Source organism: Burkholderia sp. AU19243 (assembly GCF_018148075.1).
In the GTDB taxonomy this organism is placed as follows: Bacteria; Pseudomonadota; Gammaproteobacteria; order Burkholderiales; family Burkholderiaceae; genus Burkholderia; species Burkholderia latens_A.
The window spans coordinates 148,770-164,045 of sequence record NZ_JAGSTV010000014.1 but is presented as its reverse complement, the minus strand read 5'-3'; the positions used below and the strand labels follow the sequence as shown (position 1 = coordinate 164,045).

Annotated in this window: 16 protein-coding genes; 13 read left to right on the top strand and 3 right to left on the bottom strand. The window is 65.9% G+C overall.

What is annotated here, in order from left to right:
* Positions 1 to 329: 329 nt before the first annotated feature.
* Complete coding sequence (locus tag KDW55_RS23805) at positions 330 to 1,106, bottom strand: enoyl-CoA hydratase (RefSeq protein WP_040143295.1); 777 nt, start codon at positions 1,104 to 1,106, stop codon at positions 330 to 332.
* A 129-nt stretch (positions 1,107 to 1,235) separates the two neighbouring features.
* On the opposite strand from KDW55_RS23805, the gene paaN reads away from it, so the two are divergent.
* The 5 genes from paaN to paaK all read left to right on the top strand — a co-directional run bounded on the left by paaN (position 1,236) and on the right by paaK (position 6,859).
* The gene (gene paaN / locus KDW55_RS23800; protein ID WP_212161684.1) at positions 1,236 to 2,942 is read left to right on the top strand and encodes a phenylacetic acid degradation protein PaaN; all 1,707 of its coding nucleotides are present in this window, start codon (positions 1,236 to 1,238) and stop codon (positions 2,940 to 2,942) included.
* A gap of 86 nt (positions 2,943 to 3,028) precedes the next feature.
* The gene (gene pcaF / locus KDW55_RS23795) at positions 3,029 to 4,231 is read left to right on the top strand and encodes a 3-oxoadipyl-CoA thiolase (protein ID WP_212161685.1); all 1,203 of its coding nucleotides are present in this window, start codon (positions 3,029 to 3,031) and stop codon (positions 4,229 to 4,231) included.
* A 45-nt stretch (positions 4,232 to 4,276) separates the two neighbouring features.
* Complete coding sequence (paaG, locus tag KDW55_RS23790) at positions 4,277 to 5,068, top strand: 2-(1,2-epoxy-1,2-dihydrophenyl)acetyl-CoA isomerase PaaG (protein ID WP_069240772.1); 792 nt, start codon at positions 4,277 to 4,279, stop codon at positions 5,066 to 5,068.
* Position 5,069: 1 nt separating this feature from the next.
* Entirely contained in the window at positions 5,070 to 5,522 is a 453-nt protein-coding gene (gene paaI, locus KDW55_RS23785; protein WP_059545363.1) for a hydroxyphenylacetyl-CoA thioesterase PaaI, read from the top strand.
* A 38-nt stretch (positions 5,523 to 5,560) separates the two neighbouring features.
* Positions 5,561 to 6,859, top strand: a complete 1,299-nt coding sequence (gene paaK, locus KDW55_RS23780) for a phenylacetate--CoA ligase PaaK (RefSeq protein ID WP_069240774.1) — start codon at positions 5,561 to 5,563, stop codon at positions 6,857 to 6,859.
* Positions 6,860 to 6,990: 131 nt separating this feature from the next.
* On the opposite strand, the gene KDW55_RS23775 is transcribed toward paaK, so the two are convergent.
* Entirely contained in the window at positions 6,991 to 8,115 is a 1,125-nt protein-coding gene (locus KDW55_RS23775) for an MltA domain-containing protein (RefSeq protein WP_226209368.1), read from the bottom strand.
* Between the two features lie 28 nt (positions 8,116 to 8,143).
* Between KDW55_RS23775 and KDW55_RS29515 the strand changes: the two genes are divergently transcribed.
* Positions 8,144 to 8,287 (top strand): hypothetical protein, encoded by a 144-nt coding sequence (locus KDW55_RS29515; RefSeq protein WP_226209366.1) that lies wholly within the window; start codon positions 8,144 to 8,146, stop codon positions 8,285 to 8,287.
* Between the two features lie 19 nt (positions 8,288 to 8,306).
* On the opposite strand, the gene apaG is transcribed toward KDW55_RS29515, so the two are convergent.
* Positions 8,307 to 8,681: a Co2+/Mg2+ efflux protein ApaG gene (gene apaG, locus KDW55_RS23770; RefSeq protein WP_040143280.1), complete on the bottom strand. Its 375-nt coding sequence runs from the start codon at positions 8,679 to 8,681 to the stop codon at positions 8,307 to 8,309.
* Between the two features lie 177 nt (positions 8,682 to 8,858).
* Between apaG and rpe the strand changes: the two genes are divergently transcribed.
* The 7 genes from rpe (at position 8,859) to KDW55_RS23735 (ending at position 15,269) form a co-directional block, all read left to right on the top strand.
* Positions 8,859 to 9,545 carry a ribulose-phosphate 3-epimerase gene (gene rpe / locus KDW55_RS23765; protein WP_040143278.1) on the top strand — a complete coding sequence of 229 codons (687 nt, stop codon included), beginning with the start codon at positions 8,859 to 8,861 and terminating at the stop codon, positions 9,543 to 9,545.
* A gap of 19 nt (positions 9,546 to 9,564) precedes the next feature.
* Positions 9,565 to 10,320 carry a phosphoglycolate phosphatase gene (locus KDW55_RS23760; RefSeq protein ID WP_069241899.1) on the top strand — a complete coding sequence of 252 codons (756 nt, stop codon included), beginning with the start codon at positions 9,565 to 9,567 and terminating at the stop codon, positions 10,318 to 10,320.
* Between the two features lie 356 nt (positions 10,321 to 10,676).
* On the top strand, positions 10,677 to 12,170 hold the full coding sequence (trpE, locus tag KDW55_RS23755) for an anthranilate synthase component I (protein WP_212161688.1): 1,494 nt from the start codon (positions 10,677 to 10,679) through the stop codon (positions 12,168 to 12,170).
* A 13-nt stretch (positions 12,171 to 12,183) separates the two neighbouring features.
* On the top strand, positions 12,184 to 12,783 hold the full coding sequence (locus KDW55_RS23750; protein ID WP_212161689.1) for an aminodeoxychorismate/anthranilate synthase component II: 600 nt from the start codon (positions 12,184 to 12,186) through the stop codon (positions 12,781 to 12,783).
* A 13-nt stretch (positions 12,784 to 12,796) separates the two neighbouring features.
* A complete protein-coding gene (trpD, locus tag KDW55_RS23745) occupies positions 12,797 to 13,828 on the top strand; it encodes an anthranilate phosphoribosyltransferase (RefSeq protein ID WP_040144868.1) in 1,032 nt (343 codons plus the stop codon).
* A gap of 29 nt (positions 13,829 to 13,857) precedes the next feature.
* Positions 13,858 to 14,643: an indole-3-glycerol phosphate synthase TrpC gene (gene trpC, locus KDW55_RS23740; RefSeq protein WP_040143273.1), complete on the top strand. Its 786-nt coding sequence runs from the start codon at positions 13,858 to 13,860 to the stop codon at positions 14,641 to 14,643.
* Positions 14,643 to 15,269 (top strand): CYTH domain-containing protein, encoded by a 627-nt coding sequence (locus KDW55_RS23735; protein WP_212161691.1) that lies wholly within the window; start codon positions 14,643 to 14,645, stop codon positions 15,267 to 15,269. The genes trpC and KDW55_RS23735 overlap by 1 nt, the downstream gene beginning before the upstream one ends.
* The last annotated feature ends 7 nt before the right edge of the window (positions 15,270 to 15,276 follow it).

Genomic DNA, 15,276 nt, shown 5'->3' with positions numbered 1-15,276 from the left:
GAGATTATGAACCGCCTTTCTTCGCTCGTCAACAACTTTCTGAACTGCTTCGTTGCGACCGCGAGGGGTTCAGCTTCGTGTGCCCAGGGCCGCTACCGCTGACCCAATCGCACCGCTTCCCTTCTTCTCCCGCGCCGCGTTTCCGTTAGCGCGAAAGAGGCGTGATTCTAGGCACCCGCCCGCGGCCGCGCAACCCCTTTGTGAAAATATTTTGAAAAAGCCCCGTGCGCTGCCGCGCACGGGGCTTGGGGGGGCGGGCAGGCTCGGACGATCACCTCGCGCGCGACCCGCGCCACCCGCCCCGCACGTCACCTCGCCGCGCAGTCCAATCAGCGGTGCTTGAATACCGGCTTGCGCTTCTCGACGAATGCCGCCATTCCTTCCTTCTGATCTTCCGTCGCGAACAACGAATGGAACAGTCGACGCTCGAAATGGACACCTTCCGCCAGCGTCGTCTCGTACGCCCGGTTCACCGACTCCTTGACCATCATGACCGCCGGCAGCGAGAACTCGGCGATCGTCGTCGCTGCAGCAATCGCCTCGTCGAGCAACTTGTCGGCCGGCAGCACACGCGACACCAGCCCCGCCCGTTCGGCCTCGGCCGCGTCCATAAAGCGTGCGGTCAGGCACATGTCCATAGCCTTCGCCTTCGAAACCGCACGCGGCAGGCGCTGCGTGCCGCCCGCGCCCGGCATCACGCCCAGCTTGATCTCGGGCTGGCCGAACTTGGCCGTATCGGCCGCGAAAATGATGTCGCACATCATCGCAAGTTCGCATCCGCCGCCCAACGCGAAGCCCGCCACGGCCGCAATGATCGGCTTGCGGATCTCGCGGACGGCCTCCCAGTTACGTGTGATGTAGTCGCCGCGGTAGACATCCATATAGGAATAGGTCGCCATCATGCCAATGTCCGCCCCGGCCGCGAACGCCTTTTCGCTTCCCGTCAGGACGATCGCGCCGATCTCGTCGTCCGCATCGAACGCTTTCAGTGCTGCGCCCAGTTCGTCCATCAACGCATCGTTCAACGCATTCAGCGCCTTCGGGCGATTGAGCGTGATCAGCCCGACTCGCCCCCGGGTCTCCACCAGGATGTTCTCGTAAGACATCTATTTCTCCTCGATCAATGAAATGAGAAACGCCTCGCACACGCGAATAGTTTGATGCTACCATTCTCCGACCAACCGGTCGGTTAATTAATCGATCCGATTCCTCTCAACGTCCATCAGGCCGCCGTCATGACCCATGCACTGTTCACGAAGCACGAAGACACGCTGACACACGCCCTCGCCGCCATCGAGAGCCGCGGGTACTGGAGCCCGTTCGCGGAAATGCCGAGTCCCAAAGTGTACGGGGAAAGCGCCAACGCCGATGGCGAAGCCGCGTTCAACGCGCACCTCGGCAGCACGTTCGCGCTCGACCAGCCGGCATCCGGCGGAACCGTCGGTGCGGAGCGGTCGCCGTACGGGATCGACCTCGACATCCGCTATCCGAAATCGACGCCCGACGAGCTGATCGCAGCCGCCGCCGCTGCGCAGCGCACGTGGCGCGAAGCTGGCCCGAGCGCCTGGATCGGAGTCAGCCTGGAAATCCTCGCGCGACTGAATCGCGCGAGCTTCGAAATCGCCTACAGCGTGATGCACACCACGGGCCAGGCATTCATGATGGCGTTCCAGGCTGGCGGCCCGCATGCGCAGGATCGCGCGCTGGAAGCGGTCGCCTACGCGTGGAACGAGCTGCGCCGCATCCCGGCCGACGCGCACTGGGAGAAACCGCAAGGCAAGAACCCGCCGCTCGCGATGCACAAGCGCTATACAGTCGTCCCGCGCGGCACCGGCCTCGTGCTCGGCTGTTGTACGTTCCCGACCTGGAACGGCTACCCGGGCCTGTTCGCCGACCTCGCAACCGGCAATACGGTGATCGTCAAACCGCACCCCGGCGCAATCCTGCCGCTCGCGATCACGGTACGCATCGCGCGCGACGTACTGCGCGAAGCCGGTTTCGATCCGAACGTCGTCACGCTGCTCGCGACCGAGCCGAATGACGGCGCGCTCGTGCAGGAACTCGCACTGCGTCCTGAAATCAAGCTGATCGACTTCACCGGCAGCACGCAAAACGGCACGTGGCTCGAGCGCCATGCCCATCAGGCACAGGTGTACACGGAAAAGGCGGGCGTCAACCAGATCGTGATCGACTCGACCGACGACCTGAAGGCCGCGGCCAAGAACATCGCGTTCTCGCTGGCGCTGTACTCCGGCCAGATGTGCACGGCACCGCAGAACATCTACGTGCCGCGCGACGGCATCCGGACGGCCGATGGTCATGCGAGCTTCGAAGAAGTCGCCCAGGCGATCGCGGTTTCCGTGCAAAAGCTGACCGGCGACCCGGCGCGCTCGGTCGAACTGATCGGCGCGATCCAGAACGACGGCGTGACCGCGCGCATCGCCGACGCCCGCAAGCTCGGCCGTGTGCTTGCCGACAGCCAGACGCTCCAGCACCCCATGTTCCCCAACGCTCGTGTGCGCACGCCGCTCGTACTGCAGCTCGACGTGGCCGACCGCGCGAAATTCACGCAAGAGTGGTTCGGGCCGATCTCGTTCGTGATCGCGACCGACTCGACCGCCCAATCGCTGGATCTCGCGGGCCAGATCGCCGCCGAGCATGGCGCGCTGACGCTGTCCGTCTACAGCACCGACGACAAGATCCTCGACGACGCGCACGAGGCGGCGGTGCGCGGCGGCGTCGCACTGTCGATCAACCTGACCGGCGGCGTGTTCGTGAACCAGTCGGCCGCGTTCTCGGACTTCCACGGCACGGGTGCGAATCCGGCCGCGAACGCCGCGCTGGCCGACCCTGCGTTCGTCGCCAATCGGTTCCGCGTAGTGCAAAGCCGCGTCCATGTTGCGCCGAAGGCGGTGCCCGTGGAAGCCGGCCAGACGGCATAAGCCGTTCCGCCGACGTGCAAACGCCACCACGTTCCCTACCATGAACGAATCCGCCAGCCGGCGGGTTCGTTACATATCGACACACCATGATCGACGCCTACATCTGCGATGCGATTCGCACCCCCATCGGCCGCTACGGCGGCGCCCTGAAAGACGTTCGAGCCGATGATCTCGGCGCGGTACCGCTGAGGGCGCTGATCGAACGCAACCGCGACGTCGACTGGACATCGATCGACGATGTGATCTACGGCTGCGCGAACCAGGCCGGCGAAGACAACCGCAACGTCGCGCGCATGTCCGCGCTCCTCGCGGGCTTGCCGGAAGGCGTGCCGGGTTCGACGATCAATCGCCTGTGCGGTTCCGGGATGGACGCGGTCGGCGTGGCCGCGCGCGCGATCAAGGCCGGCGAAGCGCGATTGATGATCGCGGGCGGCGTCGAAAGCATGACGCGCGCACCGTTCGTAATGGGCAAGGCCGCCACCGCGTTCGCGCGCCAGGCCGACATTTTCGACACGACGATTGGTTGGCGTTTCATCAATCCGCTGATGAAACAGCGATACGGTGTCGACTCGATGCCCGAGACGGCCGAGAACGTGGCCGTCGATTACAACATCAGCCGTGCCGACCAGGATCTGTTCGCGCTGCGCAGTCAGCAGAAGGCCGCGCGTGCGCAGCAGGACGGCACGCTCGCCGAAGAAATCGTGCCGGTCACGATTGCGCAGAAGAAAGGCGATGCGCTCGTCGTGTCGCGCGACGAGCATCCGCGCGAGACGTCGCTCGACGCGCTCGCGAAGCTGAAGGGCGTCGTGCGCCCGGACGGCTCCGTCACGGCCGGCAACGCGTCGGGTGTCAACGATGGCGCATGCGCGCTGCTGCTGGCCAACGCGCAGGCCGCGGATCAGTATCGGCTGCGCCGCCGCGCACGCGTCGTCGGCATGGCGACAGCAGGGGTCGAGCCGCGGGTGATGGGCATCGGCCCTGCGCCGGCCACGCAGAAACTGTTGCGCCAGCTCGGCATGACGATCGACCAGTTCGACGTGATCGAGCTGAATGAAGCATTCGCATCCCAGGGCCTCGCGGTGCTGCGCATGCTCGGCGTCGCCGACGACGATCCCCGCGTGAACCCGAACGGCGGTGCGATCGCGCTCGGCCATCCGCTCGGCGCGTCGGGCGCACGACTCGTGACGACGGCGCTTCACCAGCTCGAGCGTACGGGCGGCCGTTTTGCGCTTTGTACGATGTGTATCGGCGTCGGTCAGGGCATCGCAATCGCGATCGAACGCGTGTAACGGCCGCCTCGCGCGCCTATAACGAAGTCATGAAGGAGACACCGCATGTCATATCAGGCGATCCAGCTGGAGTTCGATCAGACTACCCGCGTGGCGACGATCACCCTCAACCGCCCGGACAAGCTGAACAGCTTTACGCGGGCGATGCACCGCGAACTGCAGTCGGCGCTCGATGAGGTCGAATCGGCCGGCGCGCGCGCGCTGATCCTGACCGGTGCCGGGCGCGGCTTCTGCGCAGGGCAGGATCTGGCCGACCTCGACTTCACGCCGGGCGCGTCCACCGATCTCGGCGCGCTGATCGACGAACATTTCAACCCGCTGATCCGCCGCCTGCAACGCATGCCGATACCGGTGATCGCGGCCGTGAACGGCACAGCGGCCGGCGCCGGCGCGAATCTGGCGCTCGCATGCGACATCGTGTTCGCCGCGCGGTCGAGCAGTTTCATTCAGGCCTTCGTGAAGATCGGGCTCGTGCCCGATTCGGGGGGCACCTGGTTTCTGCCGCAACGTGTCGGCATGGCGCGCGCGCTCGGGCTCGCCCTGACGGGCGACAAGCTCGGCGCCGAACAGGCCGAGCAATGGGGATTGATCTGGCGCGCAGTCGACGACGATGCGCTCGCTGCGTCGGCCCGTCAGCTCGCGAACCAGCTCGCGCAGCAGCCGACCCTGGCCATCGCGTCGATCAAGCAAACGATGCGCGACAGCGTGACGAACTCGCTGGATCAGCAACTCGACCTCGAGCGCGACATGCAGCGCAAACTCGGACAGTCGTACGACTACGCGGAAGGCGTGCAGGCGTTCATCGAGAAGCGCGCGCCGCGCTTCGAGGGGCGGTGACATGAGCGCGCCCACCCACACGCTCGATCCCGATGCGCTCGCCCGTGCGACGGCGCGGGCCATGTACGACGCGGATGCGTGCAGTCGCGCGTTCGGCATGGAAATCGTCGAAGTGCGCGCAGGCTACGCACGCCTGCAGATGCGCATTCGGCCTGAATTCCTGAACGGGCATCAGACCTGCCACGGCGGCATCATCTTCACGCTCGCCGATTCGACGTTCGCGTTCGCATGCAACTCGTACAACGCAAATACCGTTGCGGCGGGCTGCTCGATCGAATACCTGCGCCCGGCCCACGGCAACGACCTGCTCACCGCCGAGGCGATCGAGCAGACGCGCAGTGGACGGCACGGTATCTACGACATCCGCGTCACGAATCAGGCGGGTGAAACGGTCGCGATGTTCCGCGGCAAATCGGCCCAGATCAAGGGCACGGTGCTGCCGGAAGACCGCTGACGTCCACGGCTCGCCGATAACAAACACTGGAGACACGCATGACTACCCCGCTACCGTTCGAGCCGATCGAGACCGCGTCGCGCGACGAGCTGACCGCGCTGCAGTTGGAGCGCCTGAAATGGTCGCTGCGGCACGCGTACGAGCACTCCCCCGTCTATCGCCGCAAGTTCGACGAAGCGGGCGTGCATCCCGACGATCTGCACACGCTCGCCGATCTGTCGCGCTTCCCGTTCACGACCAAGAGCGACTTGCGCGACAGCTATCCGTTCGGCATGTTCGCCGTGCCGCAGGACCGGATCTCGCGCATTCATGCGTCGTCCGGCACGACCGGCAAGCCGACCGTCGTCGGCTACACGGCGCGCGACATCGACACGTGGGCGAATCTCGTCGCCCGCTCGATCCGCGCGGCCGGCGCGCGTCCCGGCGACAAGGTTCACGTGAGCTACGGCTACGGCCTGTTCACCGGCGGCCTTGGTGCGCACTACGGTGCGGAACGCGCAGGCCTGACGGTGATCCCGTTCGGCGGCGGCCAGACCGAGAAGCAGGTGCAGCTGATCCAGGATTTTCGGCCCGACATCATCATGGTGACGCCGAGCTACATGCTGTCGATCGCCGACGAAATCGAGCGCCAGGGCCTCGATCCTGCGCAGAGTTCGCTGCGCATCGGCATCTTCGGCGCCGAACCGTGGACCAACGACATGCGCGTGGCCATCGAGCAACGGATGGGCATCGACGCGGTCGACATCTACGGGCTGTCCGAAGTGATGGGCCCCGGCGTCGCGTCGGAATGCGTCGAGACCAAGGATGGGCCAACCATCTGGGAAGACCATTTCTATCCGGAAATCATCGACCCGGAGACGGGCGCCGTGCTGCCGGACGGCGAACTCGGCGAACTGGTGTTCACGTCGCTGACGAAGGAGGCTCTGCCGATCATCCGCTACCGGACACGCGACCTCACGCGCCTGCTGCCCGGCACCGCACGCACGATGCGCCGGATGGAAAAGATCACCGGGCGATCGGACGACATGATGATCGTACGGGGCGTCAACGTCTTCCCGACGCAGATCGAGGAACAGTTGCTGAAGCAGCGTGCACTCGCACCGCATTACCAGATCGTGCTGACGAAGGAAGGGCCGCTCGACGTGCTGACGCTCAACGTCGAGCCATGTCCCGAGACGGCGCCGGACACGGCGGCGATCGACGCGGCCAGGCACGCGCTCGCGCACGACATCAAGTCGTTGATCGGCGTGACGGCCGCAATCAACGTGATGCCCGTGAACGGGATCGAACGGTCGGTGGGCAAGGCGCGCCGTGTGATCGACAAGCGCAAAGGGTGATAACGGCCCGCGCCGCTGTCCGAGCGTCACGCAGCAGCAAGCACGCACAAAAAAACAGCCCGGCCGGTCGACGGTCGGGCTGTTTTGTTTCAATGCTGCGGGCCGTGCACGAGCACCGGCGCCGCGTCGCTTCACGAATTCGGGAACAGCAGCCACATCCGGCCGACCTGCTTCATGCGCCCGGCGAGATCGCCGGCGTCATCGCCGAGTCCCCAGAAATAGTCGGCGCGCACGCCGCCCTTGATTGCCGAGCCCGTATCCTGCGCGAACACGAGACGGTTCATCGGCGTGTTCGTCAGCGGACGCGTGGTCTGCAGGAACACGGGCGTGCCGAGCGGGATCGACGACGGATCGACGGCGATGGAACGCTCGGGCGTGAGCGGCACGCCGAGTGCGCCGATCGGGCCGTCCGCGCCGCCATGCGGTGCGTCTTCCTTTGTCGGCATGTCGCGGAAGAATACGAAGCGAGGGTTCGTGTCGAGCAACGCGTCGACGCGCGTCGGGTTCGCCTTCGCCCACGCCTTGATCCCCTGCATCGTCGCCTGCGCGGGTGTGAGCTCGCCGCGATCGAGCAGCCATTTACCGATCGAGCGATACGGCTGATTGTTGGTGCCGCCGAAGCCGACGCGCATCACCGAGCCGTCGTCGAGCAGCACGCGCCCCGAGCCTTGCACCTGCAGGAAGAACGCCTCGATCGGATCGTCGACCCACACGAGTTCGTTGCCGTTCAGGATGCCGGAGCGCTCGAGTTGCGCGCGCGCGGGCAGCGGCGCGCCGGCACGATAGCCGGCCGGCCAGCGGTACAGCGCGTACTGGTACGGGCCGCGCCGCACGCGCGAGCCATGCAGCAACGGCTCGTAATAGCCGGTCACGAGCCCGTCGAGCGTGCCGTCGGTGTTCGCCAGCTGAAACGGCGTGAAATACGCTTCGAAGAATGCGCGCGCGCTGCTGACGTCGAGTTCGTCGAGGCGGTCGGCGGCCGCGCACGCGCGCTGCCATGCCGGCTGGCGCGCGAGTCGCGCGCAGTTCTGCCGCAGCGCCGCCGTCGCGCCGATCAGCGAATCGTCCTGCCAGCCCGGCACCTGCTGCCAAGCGACCGGCGTCAGCCGCTTTGCGGCGAGCTGGCCCGGCACGATCGCCGCGCCGGTCGGCGGTTTCAACGCCGACGTTCGAGTCGGCGCGCTGCCGCACGCGGCCAGCAGCGCGGCAGCTGCCGCCGCGGCAACCCAGCCGGCCAGCCGGGGCCCAAACCACATACAATGTCCGTTCTTGATGGAAACCGCCATGTCAGATTTTCTCGACCAATATCCGATGCTCATCTTCGCGCTCGAGGCTTTCGTAGCGCTTGCCCTGCTGATCTTCATCGTCGTGTGGACGTCGTCGGGCAGGAAGAAGCACGCTCGAGGCAACGACCGCAAGCTGCGCTGATCGCCGCCGCCCGCTCAACTCAATGCAGCGTGCGCGGCATATGCAGCGCGAACTCGTCGACGGGCGCCTCGAACCGCTCTCCATCCTCCGCCACGCAGAAGTACGCGCCGCGCATCGTGCCGACCGGCGTCGCGATCACGGCCCAGCTCGTGTATTCGAACTGTTCGCCCGGCTGCAGCAGCGGCTGGTGCCCGACGACGCCGAGCCCCTTCACTTCCTGCACGTGGTTTTCGCTATCCGTGATGATCCAGTGACGCGCGATCAATTGCGCCGCGACCTGCCCGGTGTTGCGGATGTTCAGCGTGTACGCGAATGCGTATTGACGCCGATCGGGGTCGGATTGTTCCGGCAAGTAGCTGGTTTTCACCGAAACGGTGAACTGATACTGACTCATGGTGTTTCCGTTCTAGGTAACCGCTCGCGCCGACTCGGGCAGCCGGGCCGCGGGTGCGCCGCATTGGTTCGGCATTCTATGCGGAATCGGGCCGCTACCGCACTGCCCGTCGCCGCGAAGCGGATCGCCGGACGGTAGAATGGCGGTTTTGCGCCGCAGCGTCCCCGCTCTCCTGTCATGACTCAATTCCGCATCGCTCCCAGCATTCTGTCGGCCGACTTCGCACGGCTCGGTGAAGAAGTCCGCAACGTGGTCGCCGCCGGCGCCGACTGGATCCACTTCGACGTAATGGACAACCATTATGTGCCGAACCTGACGATCGGCCCGCTCGTCTGCGAGGCGATCCGCCCGCACGTGCAGGTGCCGATCGACGTGCATCTGATGGTGCGTCCGGTCGACCGGATCGTGCCCGATTTCGCGAAGGCCGGCGCGAACCTGATCAGCTTCCACCCGGAAGGATCGGATCACATCGACCGTACGCTGTCGCTGATCCGCGATCATGGCTGCAAGGCCGGGCTCGTATTCAATCCGGCCACGCCGCTGAACTATCTCGACCACGTGATGGACCGCCTGGACTTCGTGCTGCTGATGTCGGTCAACCCGGGCTTCGGCGGCCAGTCGTTCATTCCGGAAACGCTGAACAAGCTGCGCGAAGCGCGCGCACGCATCGATGCGTACATGGAGCGCACCGGCCGCGAGATCCTGCTCGAGGTTGACGGCGGCGTGAAAGCCGACAACATCGCGGAAATCGCTGCCGCCGGCGCGGACACGTTCGTCGCCGGCTCGGCGATCTTCGGCAAGCCCGACTACCGCAAGGTGATCGACGAGATGCGCGCCGCGCTCGCCACCGTCGAGCGGAGCTGACACCGTGGCCGATTCGTCGCTGGTCGATTCCTCCATTACCGGCCGTGCCGCGGCCGAAGCCGCCGGCCCGATCCGTTTCGCGGCGCCGCGCATCGACGCCGCGCTGATCGACCTGGACGGCACGATGGTCGATACGGCCGATGATTTCACCGCGGGGCTGAACGGGATGCTCGCGCGGCTCGGTGCGCCGGCGACGTCGCGCGACGAGGTGATCGGCTACGTCGGCAAGGGCTCCGAGCATCTGATCCACAGCGTGCTGAAGCCCCGCTTCGCGTCCGACGAGGCGCACGCGCGCTTTGACGATGCGCTCGCGATCTATCAGGCCGAATACGCGAAGATCAACGGCCGTCACGCGCGCCTCTATCCCGACGTCACCGCCGGGCTCGACGCGTTGCGCGCAGCCGGCATCCGGCTCGCGTGCGTGACGAACAAGCCGCATCGCTTCGCGGTCGAACTGCTCGGGCAGTACGGGCTGCTCGATCGCTTCGGCATCGTGCTCGGCGGCGACAGCGTCGCGCGCAAGAAGCCCGATCCGCTCCCGATGCTCACCGCATGCGACGCGCTCGGTGTCGCCGCGAACGCGGCGGTCGCGATCGGCGACTCCGAAAACGATGCGCTCGCGGGCCGTGCGGCCGGGATGGCGACGCTGACCGTGCCGTACGGCTACAACCACGGCAAAGCTATACAAACGATAAATTCGGATGGTATAGTCGATTCGTTGCTGGTCGCAGCACGCGCGATTGCCGCGCACAACGCCGGCCGGCCAACCATCTGATTATTTCTTCCATCCGCATGTTTCTGAATAAAAAACGGAGTCTGAGCAGCATCGACCGGGGAGCCTGGCCCTGGCGTCGCTGGTCGCGCTAACCTCTTCGATGAGGTACGCTGAAGCACGTCTTCAGCGCCGTTTTTTATCTCGCTGCGCATCCGCGCCGATCGTCGCACCACCTTGAGTTGTACCGCGTCCGAACGCTTGCGTTCAGGTCCGGCCGCAGGCTCGCGACGTTCACGCCCGGAGTGCCGGCCGGCAACAGGCACTTCTCGATCGACCGCCCTTTCGCCGACGGCCACGCGTGCAGCGTCAAGTGATCCCTGGCGCACTCCGCCGCTCGTCCCGAACAGGACCGGAACATGACCGAACTCGAATTCCAATCGCTTGCGAACGAAGGCTACAACCGCATCCCGCTGATCGCGGAAGCACTCGCCGACCTCGAAACGCCGCTGTCCCTCTACCTGAAGCTCGCCCAGCCCGAACGCGCGGGCGCCAACTCGTTCCTGCTCGAGTCGGTGGTCGGCGGCGAACGCTTCGGCCGCTATTCGTTTATCGGCCTGCCGGCCCGCACGCTGGTGCGCACCCGCAACGGCGTGTCAGAGGTGGTGCGCGACGGCCAGGTCGTCGAGACGCACGACGGGGATCCGTTCGAATTCATCGAGTCGTTCCAGGCGCGCTTCAAGGTCGCGCAGCGCCCGGGCCTGCCGCGCTTTTGCGGCGGCCTCGCAGGCTATTTCGGCTACGACGCGGTGCGCTACATCGAGAAGAAACTCGCGAACACCGCGCCGCGCGACGACCTCGGCCTGCCGGACATCCAGTTGCTGCTCACCGAGGAAGTCGCGGTGATTGACAACCTCGCCGGCAAGCTCTACTTGATCATCTATGCGGACCCGACCCAGCCGGAGGCTTACACGAAGGCCAAGCAGCGCCTGCGCGAGCTGAAGCAGCGCCTGCGCACCACTGTGCAGCCGCCCGTCACGTCGGCGAGCGTGCGCACCGAGACGTTTCGCGAGTTCAAGAAGGACGACTACCTGGCTGCCGTGCGCCAGGCGAAGGAATACATCGCCGCCGGCGAACTGATGCAGGTGCAGGTCGGCCAACGGCTGACGAAGCCGTACCGCGACAATCCGCTGTCGCTGTATCGCGCGCTGCGTTCGCTGAATCCGTCGCCGTACATGTATTACTACAACTTCGGCGATTTCCACGTGGTCGGCGCATCGCCGGAAATTCTCGTGCGCCAGGAAAAGCGCGGCGACGACCAGATCGTCACGATCCGGCCGCTGGCCGGCACGCGCCCGCGCGGCAACACGCCCGAGCGCGACGCCGAACTCGCGACCGAGCTGCTGAACGACCCGAAGGAAATCGCCGAACACGTGATGCTGATCGACCTCGCGCGCAACGACGTCGGCCGCATCGCGGAGATCGGCTCGGTGCAGGTCACCGACAAGATGGTGATCGAAAAGTACTCGCACGTTCAGCACATCGTCAGCTCGGTCGAAGGCAAGCTCAAGCCCGGCATGACGAACTACGACGTGCTGCGCGCGACGTTCCCGGCCGGCACGCTGTCCGGCGCGCCGAAGGTGCGCGCGATGGAGCTGATCGACGAGCTCGAGCCGATCAAGCGCGGACTGTACGGCGGTGCGGTGGGCTACCTGTCGTTCTCCGGCGAGATGGATCTCGCGATCGCGATCCGCACCGGCCTGATCCATAACGGCAACCTGTACGTGCAGGCGGCGGCCGGCGTCGTCGCCGACTCGGTGCCCGAATCCGAATGGCAAGAGACCGAGAACAAGGCGCGCGCGGTGCTGCGTGCGGCCGAACAGGTCCAGGACGGCCTCGATAGCGACTTCTGACCGGAGACTGACCATGCTGCTCATGATCGACAACTACGACTCGTTCACCTATAACCTGGTCCAGTACTTCGGCGAACTGGGCGAGGACGTACATACGTACCGCAACGATGAAATCACGCTCGACGAGATCGCGCGCCTGAACCCCGACACGATCTGCCTGTCGCCCGGCCCCAGCAACCCGCAGCACGCGGGCATCACGCTCGACGTGCTGCGCGAATTCGCTGGCAGAAAGCCGATCCTCGGCGTGTGCCTCGGCCACCAGGCGATCGGTGAAGCGTTCGGCGGCCGCGTCGTGCGCGCGAAGACCATCATGCATGGCAAGGTAAGCCGGATCGAAACCGACTGCCGCGGCGTGTTCGCCGACCTGCCGAAGCATTTCAACGTCACGCGCTATCACTCGCTCGCGATCGAACGCGAATCGCTGCCCGACTGCCTCGAAGTGTCGGCCTGGACCGACGACGGCGAGATCATGGGCGTGCGTCACAAGACGCTGCCGGTCGAAGGCGTGCAGTTCCACCCGGAGTCGATCCTCTCCGAGCACGGCCACGCGCTGCTCGAGAATTTCCTCAAGCAGCATCGCGCAGCGGCCCATGCCGCCGCACCGGCCGCGTGACGGGAGACGCACGATGACGATTACCCCGCAGGAAGCGCTGCAACGCACGATCGAGCACCGCGAAATCTTCCACGACGAGATGCTGCACCTGATGCGGCTCATCATGCGCGGCGACATGTCGCCGGTGATGGCGGCCGCGATCATCACCGGGCTGCGCGTGAAGAAGGAGACGATCGGCGAGATCGCCGCAGCCGCGACGGTGATGCGCGAATTCGCGAACCACGTCGACGTCCAGGACAACTCGAATTTCGTCGACATCGTCGGCACGGGCGGCGACGGCTCGCACACGTTCAACATCTCGACCGCGTCGATGTTCGTCACCGCGGCGGCCGGCGCGAAAGTCGCGAAGCACGGCAACCGCGGCGTGTCGAGCAAGTCCGGCAGCGCCGACGTGCTCGAGGCGCTCGGCGTGAACATCGACCTGCAGCCGGACCAGGTTGCCGCGTCGATCGCCGAAACGGGCATGGGCTTCATGTTCGCGCCGAATCATCATCCGGCGATGAAAAACATCGCGGCCGTGCGCCGTGAACTCGGCGTGCGGACGATCTTCAACATCCTCGGCCCGCTGACCAATCCGGCCGGCGCGCCGAACCAGCTGATGGGCGTGTTCCACCCCGACCTCGTCGGCATCCAGGTACGCGTGATGCAGCGGCTCGGCGCGCAGCACGTGCTGGTCGTGTACGGCAAGGACGGGATGGACGAAGTGTCGCTCGGCGCCGCGACGCTCGTCGGCGAATTGCGCGACGGCAACGTGCACGAATACGAGATCCATCCGGAGGACTTCGGCCTTCAAATGGTGTCGAACCGCACGCTGAAGGTGGAAAATGCCGAGGAATCGCGAGCGATGCTGCTCGGTGCGCTGGACAACCAGCCGGGTGTCGCACGCGAAATCGTCACGCTGAACGCAGGCACGGCGCTCTACGCGGCCAATATCGCCGAATCGATCGCCGACGGCATCCAGCTCGCGCGCGAAGCGATCGCGAGCGGCAAGGCGCGCGCGAAGGTCGACGAACTCGTGCGCTTTACGCAGCAGTTCAAGCGCTGACTCCATTTACGAATCAAGCAGGAACCCACATGAGCGACATTCTCGACCGAATCATCGCCGTCAAGCGCGAAGAAGTCGCGGCGGCCATGCGCAGCACGCCGCTCGAGGCACTGAAACTGGAAGCATCGGCGCGCGACCTGCGCGACTTCGTCGGCGCGCTGCGCGCGAAGCAGGCGGCCGGCGACGCGGCGGTAATCGCCGAAGTGAAGAAGGCAAGCCCGTCGAAGGGCGTGCTGCGCGAGCACTTCGTGCCGGCCGACATCGCGCGCTCGTATGCGGCGCACGGCGCTGCGTGCCTGTCGGTGCTGACCGACGAACAATTCTTCCAGGGCAGCGTCCGCTATCTGCAGGAAGCGCGCGCGGCCTGCACGCTGCCGGTGCTGCGCAAGGACTTCATCGTCGACGCGTACCAGATCCTCGAAGCACGCGCGATGGGCGCCGACGCGATCCTCCTGATCGCGGCCGCGCTCGACACGCCGCTGATGCAGGAACTCGAAGCGTATGCGCACTCGCTCGGCCTTGCCGTGCTGGTCGAGGTTCACGACCGCAACGAGATGGAACAGGCGCTGACGCTGAAGACGCCGCTGCTCGGCATCAACAACCGCAACCTGCGCACGTTCGAGACGACGATCCAGACCACGCTCGACATGCTCGACATGATTCCGGCAGACCGCATCGTCGTGACCGAGTCGGGCATCCTGTCGCGCGCGGACGTCGACACGATGCGCGCGGCGAACGTGAACGCGTTCCTCGTCGGCGAGGCGTTCATGCGCGCCGACCAGCCGGGCGAGGAACTCGCGCGGATGTTCTTCTGATGGCGATCGAAAAGGAAATCAAGCTCGCGCTGCCGGCCGTCCAGACGGACGCGGCGCGCCGCTTCTTCGAGACGCTGACCGGTGAAGCCGGTGAGGTCATCGCGCTCGCGAACGTCTACTACGACACGCCCGATCTGGCGCTGGCCGGTTCGAAAAGCGCGGTGCGCGTGCGCCGCACGCCGCACGGCTGGCTGCAGACCTTCAAGACGGTCGGCAGCGCGGAGGCCGGCCTGCATCGCCGCCACGAATGGGAGTTGCCGATTGCCGGCGACGCGCTCGAAGTCGATGCGCTGGTCGCCGCGTGCGACGTGCCGGAGGCCGCGGCTGCGCTGCGCGAGGCGGCGCCCGCACTGCACGCGCTGTTCCGGACGGATTTTTCGCGTACGCTGTGGCGTATCGCGATCGGCGGCGCAACCGTCGAAGCCGCGGTGGACGTCGGCGAGATCGTCGTCCACGCGGAACACGATACGCGCCGCGAACCGATCAGCGAAATCGAACTCGAACTGATCGACGGCCCGGACGCAGCGCTCGCAACACTCGCCGCCGAACTGCAGCAGGCGCTGCCGGGCCTCACCCCCGAAAACATCAGCAAGGCGCAGCGCGGCTACCGGCTGCGCGCGCGATAAACCCGCA

Bases quoted from the DNA above. Each gene is read 5' to 3' on its own strand.
- trpD (WP_040144868.1), top strand. From the start codon at position 12,797: ATGACGATTACCCCGCAGGAAGCGCTGCAACGCACGATCGAGCACCGC.
- KDW55_RS23735 (WP_212161691.1), top strand. From the start codon at position 14,643: ATGGCGATCGAAAAGGAAATCAAGCTCGCGCTGCCGGCCGTCCAGACG.
- rpe (WP_040143278.1), top strand. From the start codon at position 8,859: ATGACTCAATTCCGCATCGCTCCCAGCATTCTGTCGGCCGACTTCGCA.
- paaG (WP_069240772.1), top strand. From the start codon at position 4,277: ATGTCATATCAGGCGATCCAGCTGGAGTTCGATCAGACTACCCGCGTG.
- KDW55_RS23805 (WP_040143295.1), bottom strand. From the start codon at position 1,106: ATGTCTTACGAGAACATCCTGGTGGAGACCCGGGGGCGAGTCGGGCTG.
- paaI (WP_059545363.1), top strand. From the start codon at position 5,070: ATGAGCGCGCCCACCCACACGCTCGATCCCGATGCGCTCGCCCGTGCG.
- KDW55_RS23750 (WP_212161689.1), top strand. From the start codon at position 12,184: ATGCTGCTCATGATCGACAACTACGACTCGTTCACCTATAACCTGGTC.
- KDW55_RS29515 (WP_226209366.1), top strand. From the start codon at position 8,144: ATGTCAGATTTTCTCGACCAATATCCGATGCTCATCTTCGCGCTCGAG.
- KDW55_RS23775 (WP_226209368.1), bottom strand. From the start codon at position 8,115: ATGTGGTTTGGGCCCCGGCTGGCCGGCTGGGTTGCCGCGGCGGCAGCT.
- apaG (WP_040143280.1), bottom strand. From the start codon at position 8,681: ATGAGTCAGTATCAGTTCACCGTTTCGGTGAAAACCAGCTACTTGCCG.
- pcaF (WP_212161685.1), top strand. From the start codon at position 3,029: ATGATCGACGCCTACATCTGCGATGCGATTCGCACCCCCATCGGCCGC.
- paaN (WP_212161684.1), top strand. From the start codon at position 1,236: ATGACCCATGCACTGTTCACGAAGCACGAAGACACGCTGACACACGCC.
- trpC (WP_040143273.1), top strand. From the start codon at position 13,858: ATGAGCGACATTCTCGACCGAATCATCGCCGTCAAGCGCGAAGAAGTC.
- paaK (WP_069240774.1), top strand. From the start codon at position 5,561: ATGACTACCCCGCTACCGTTCGAGCCGATCGAGACCGCGTCGCGCGAC.
- trpE (WP_212161688.1), top strand. From the start codon at position 10,677: ATGACCGAACTCGAATTCCAATCGCTTGCGAACGAAGGCTACAACCGC.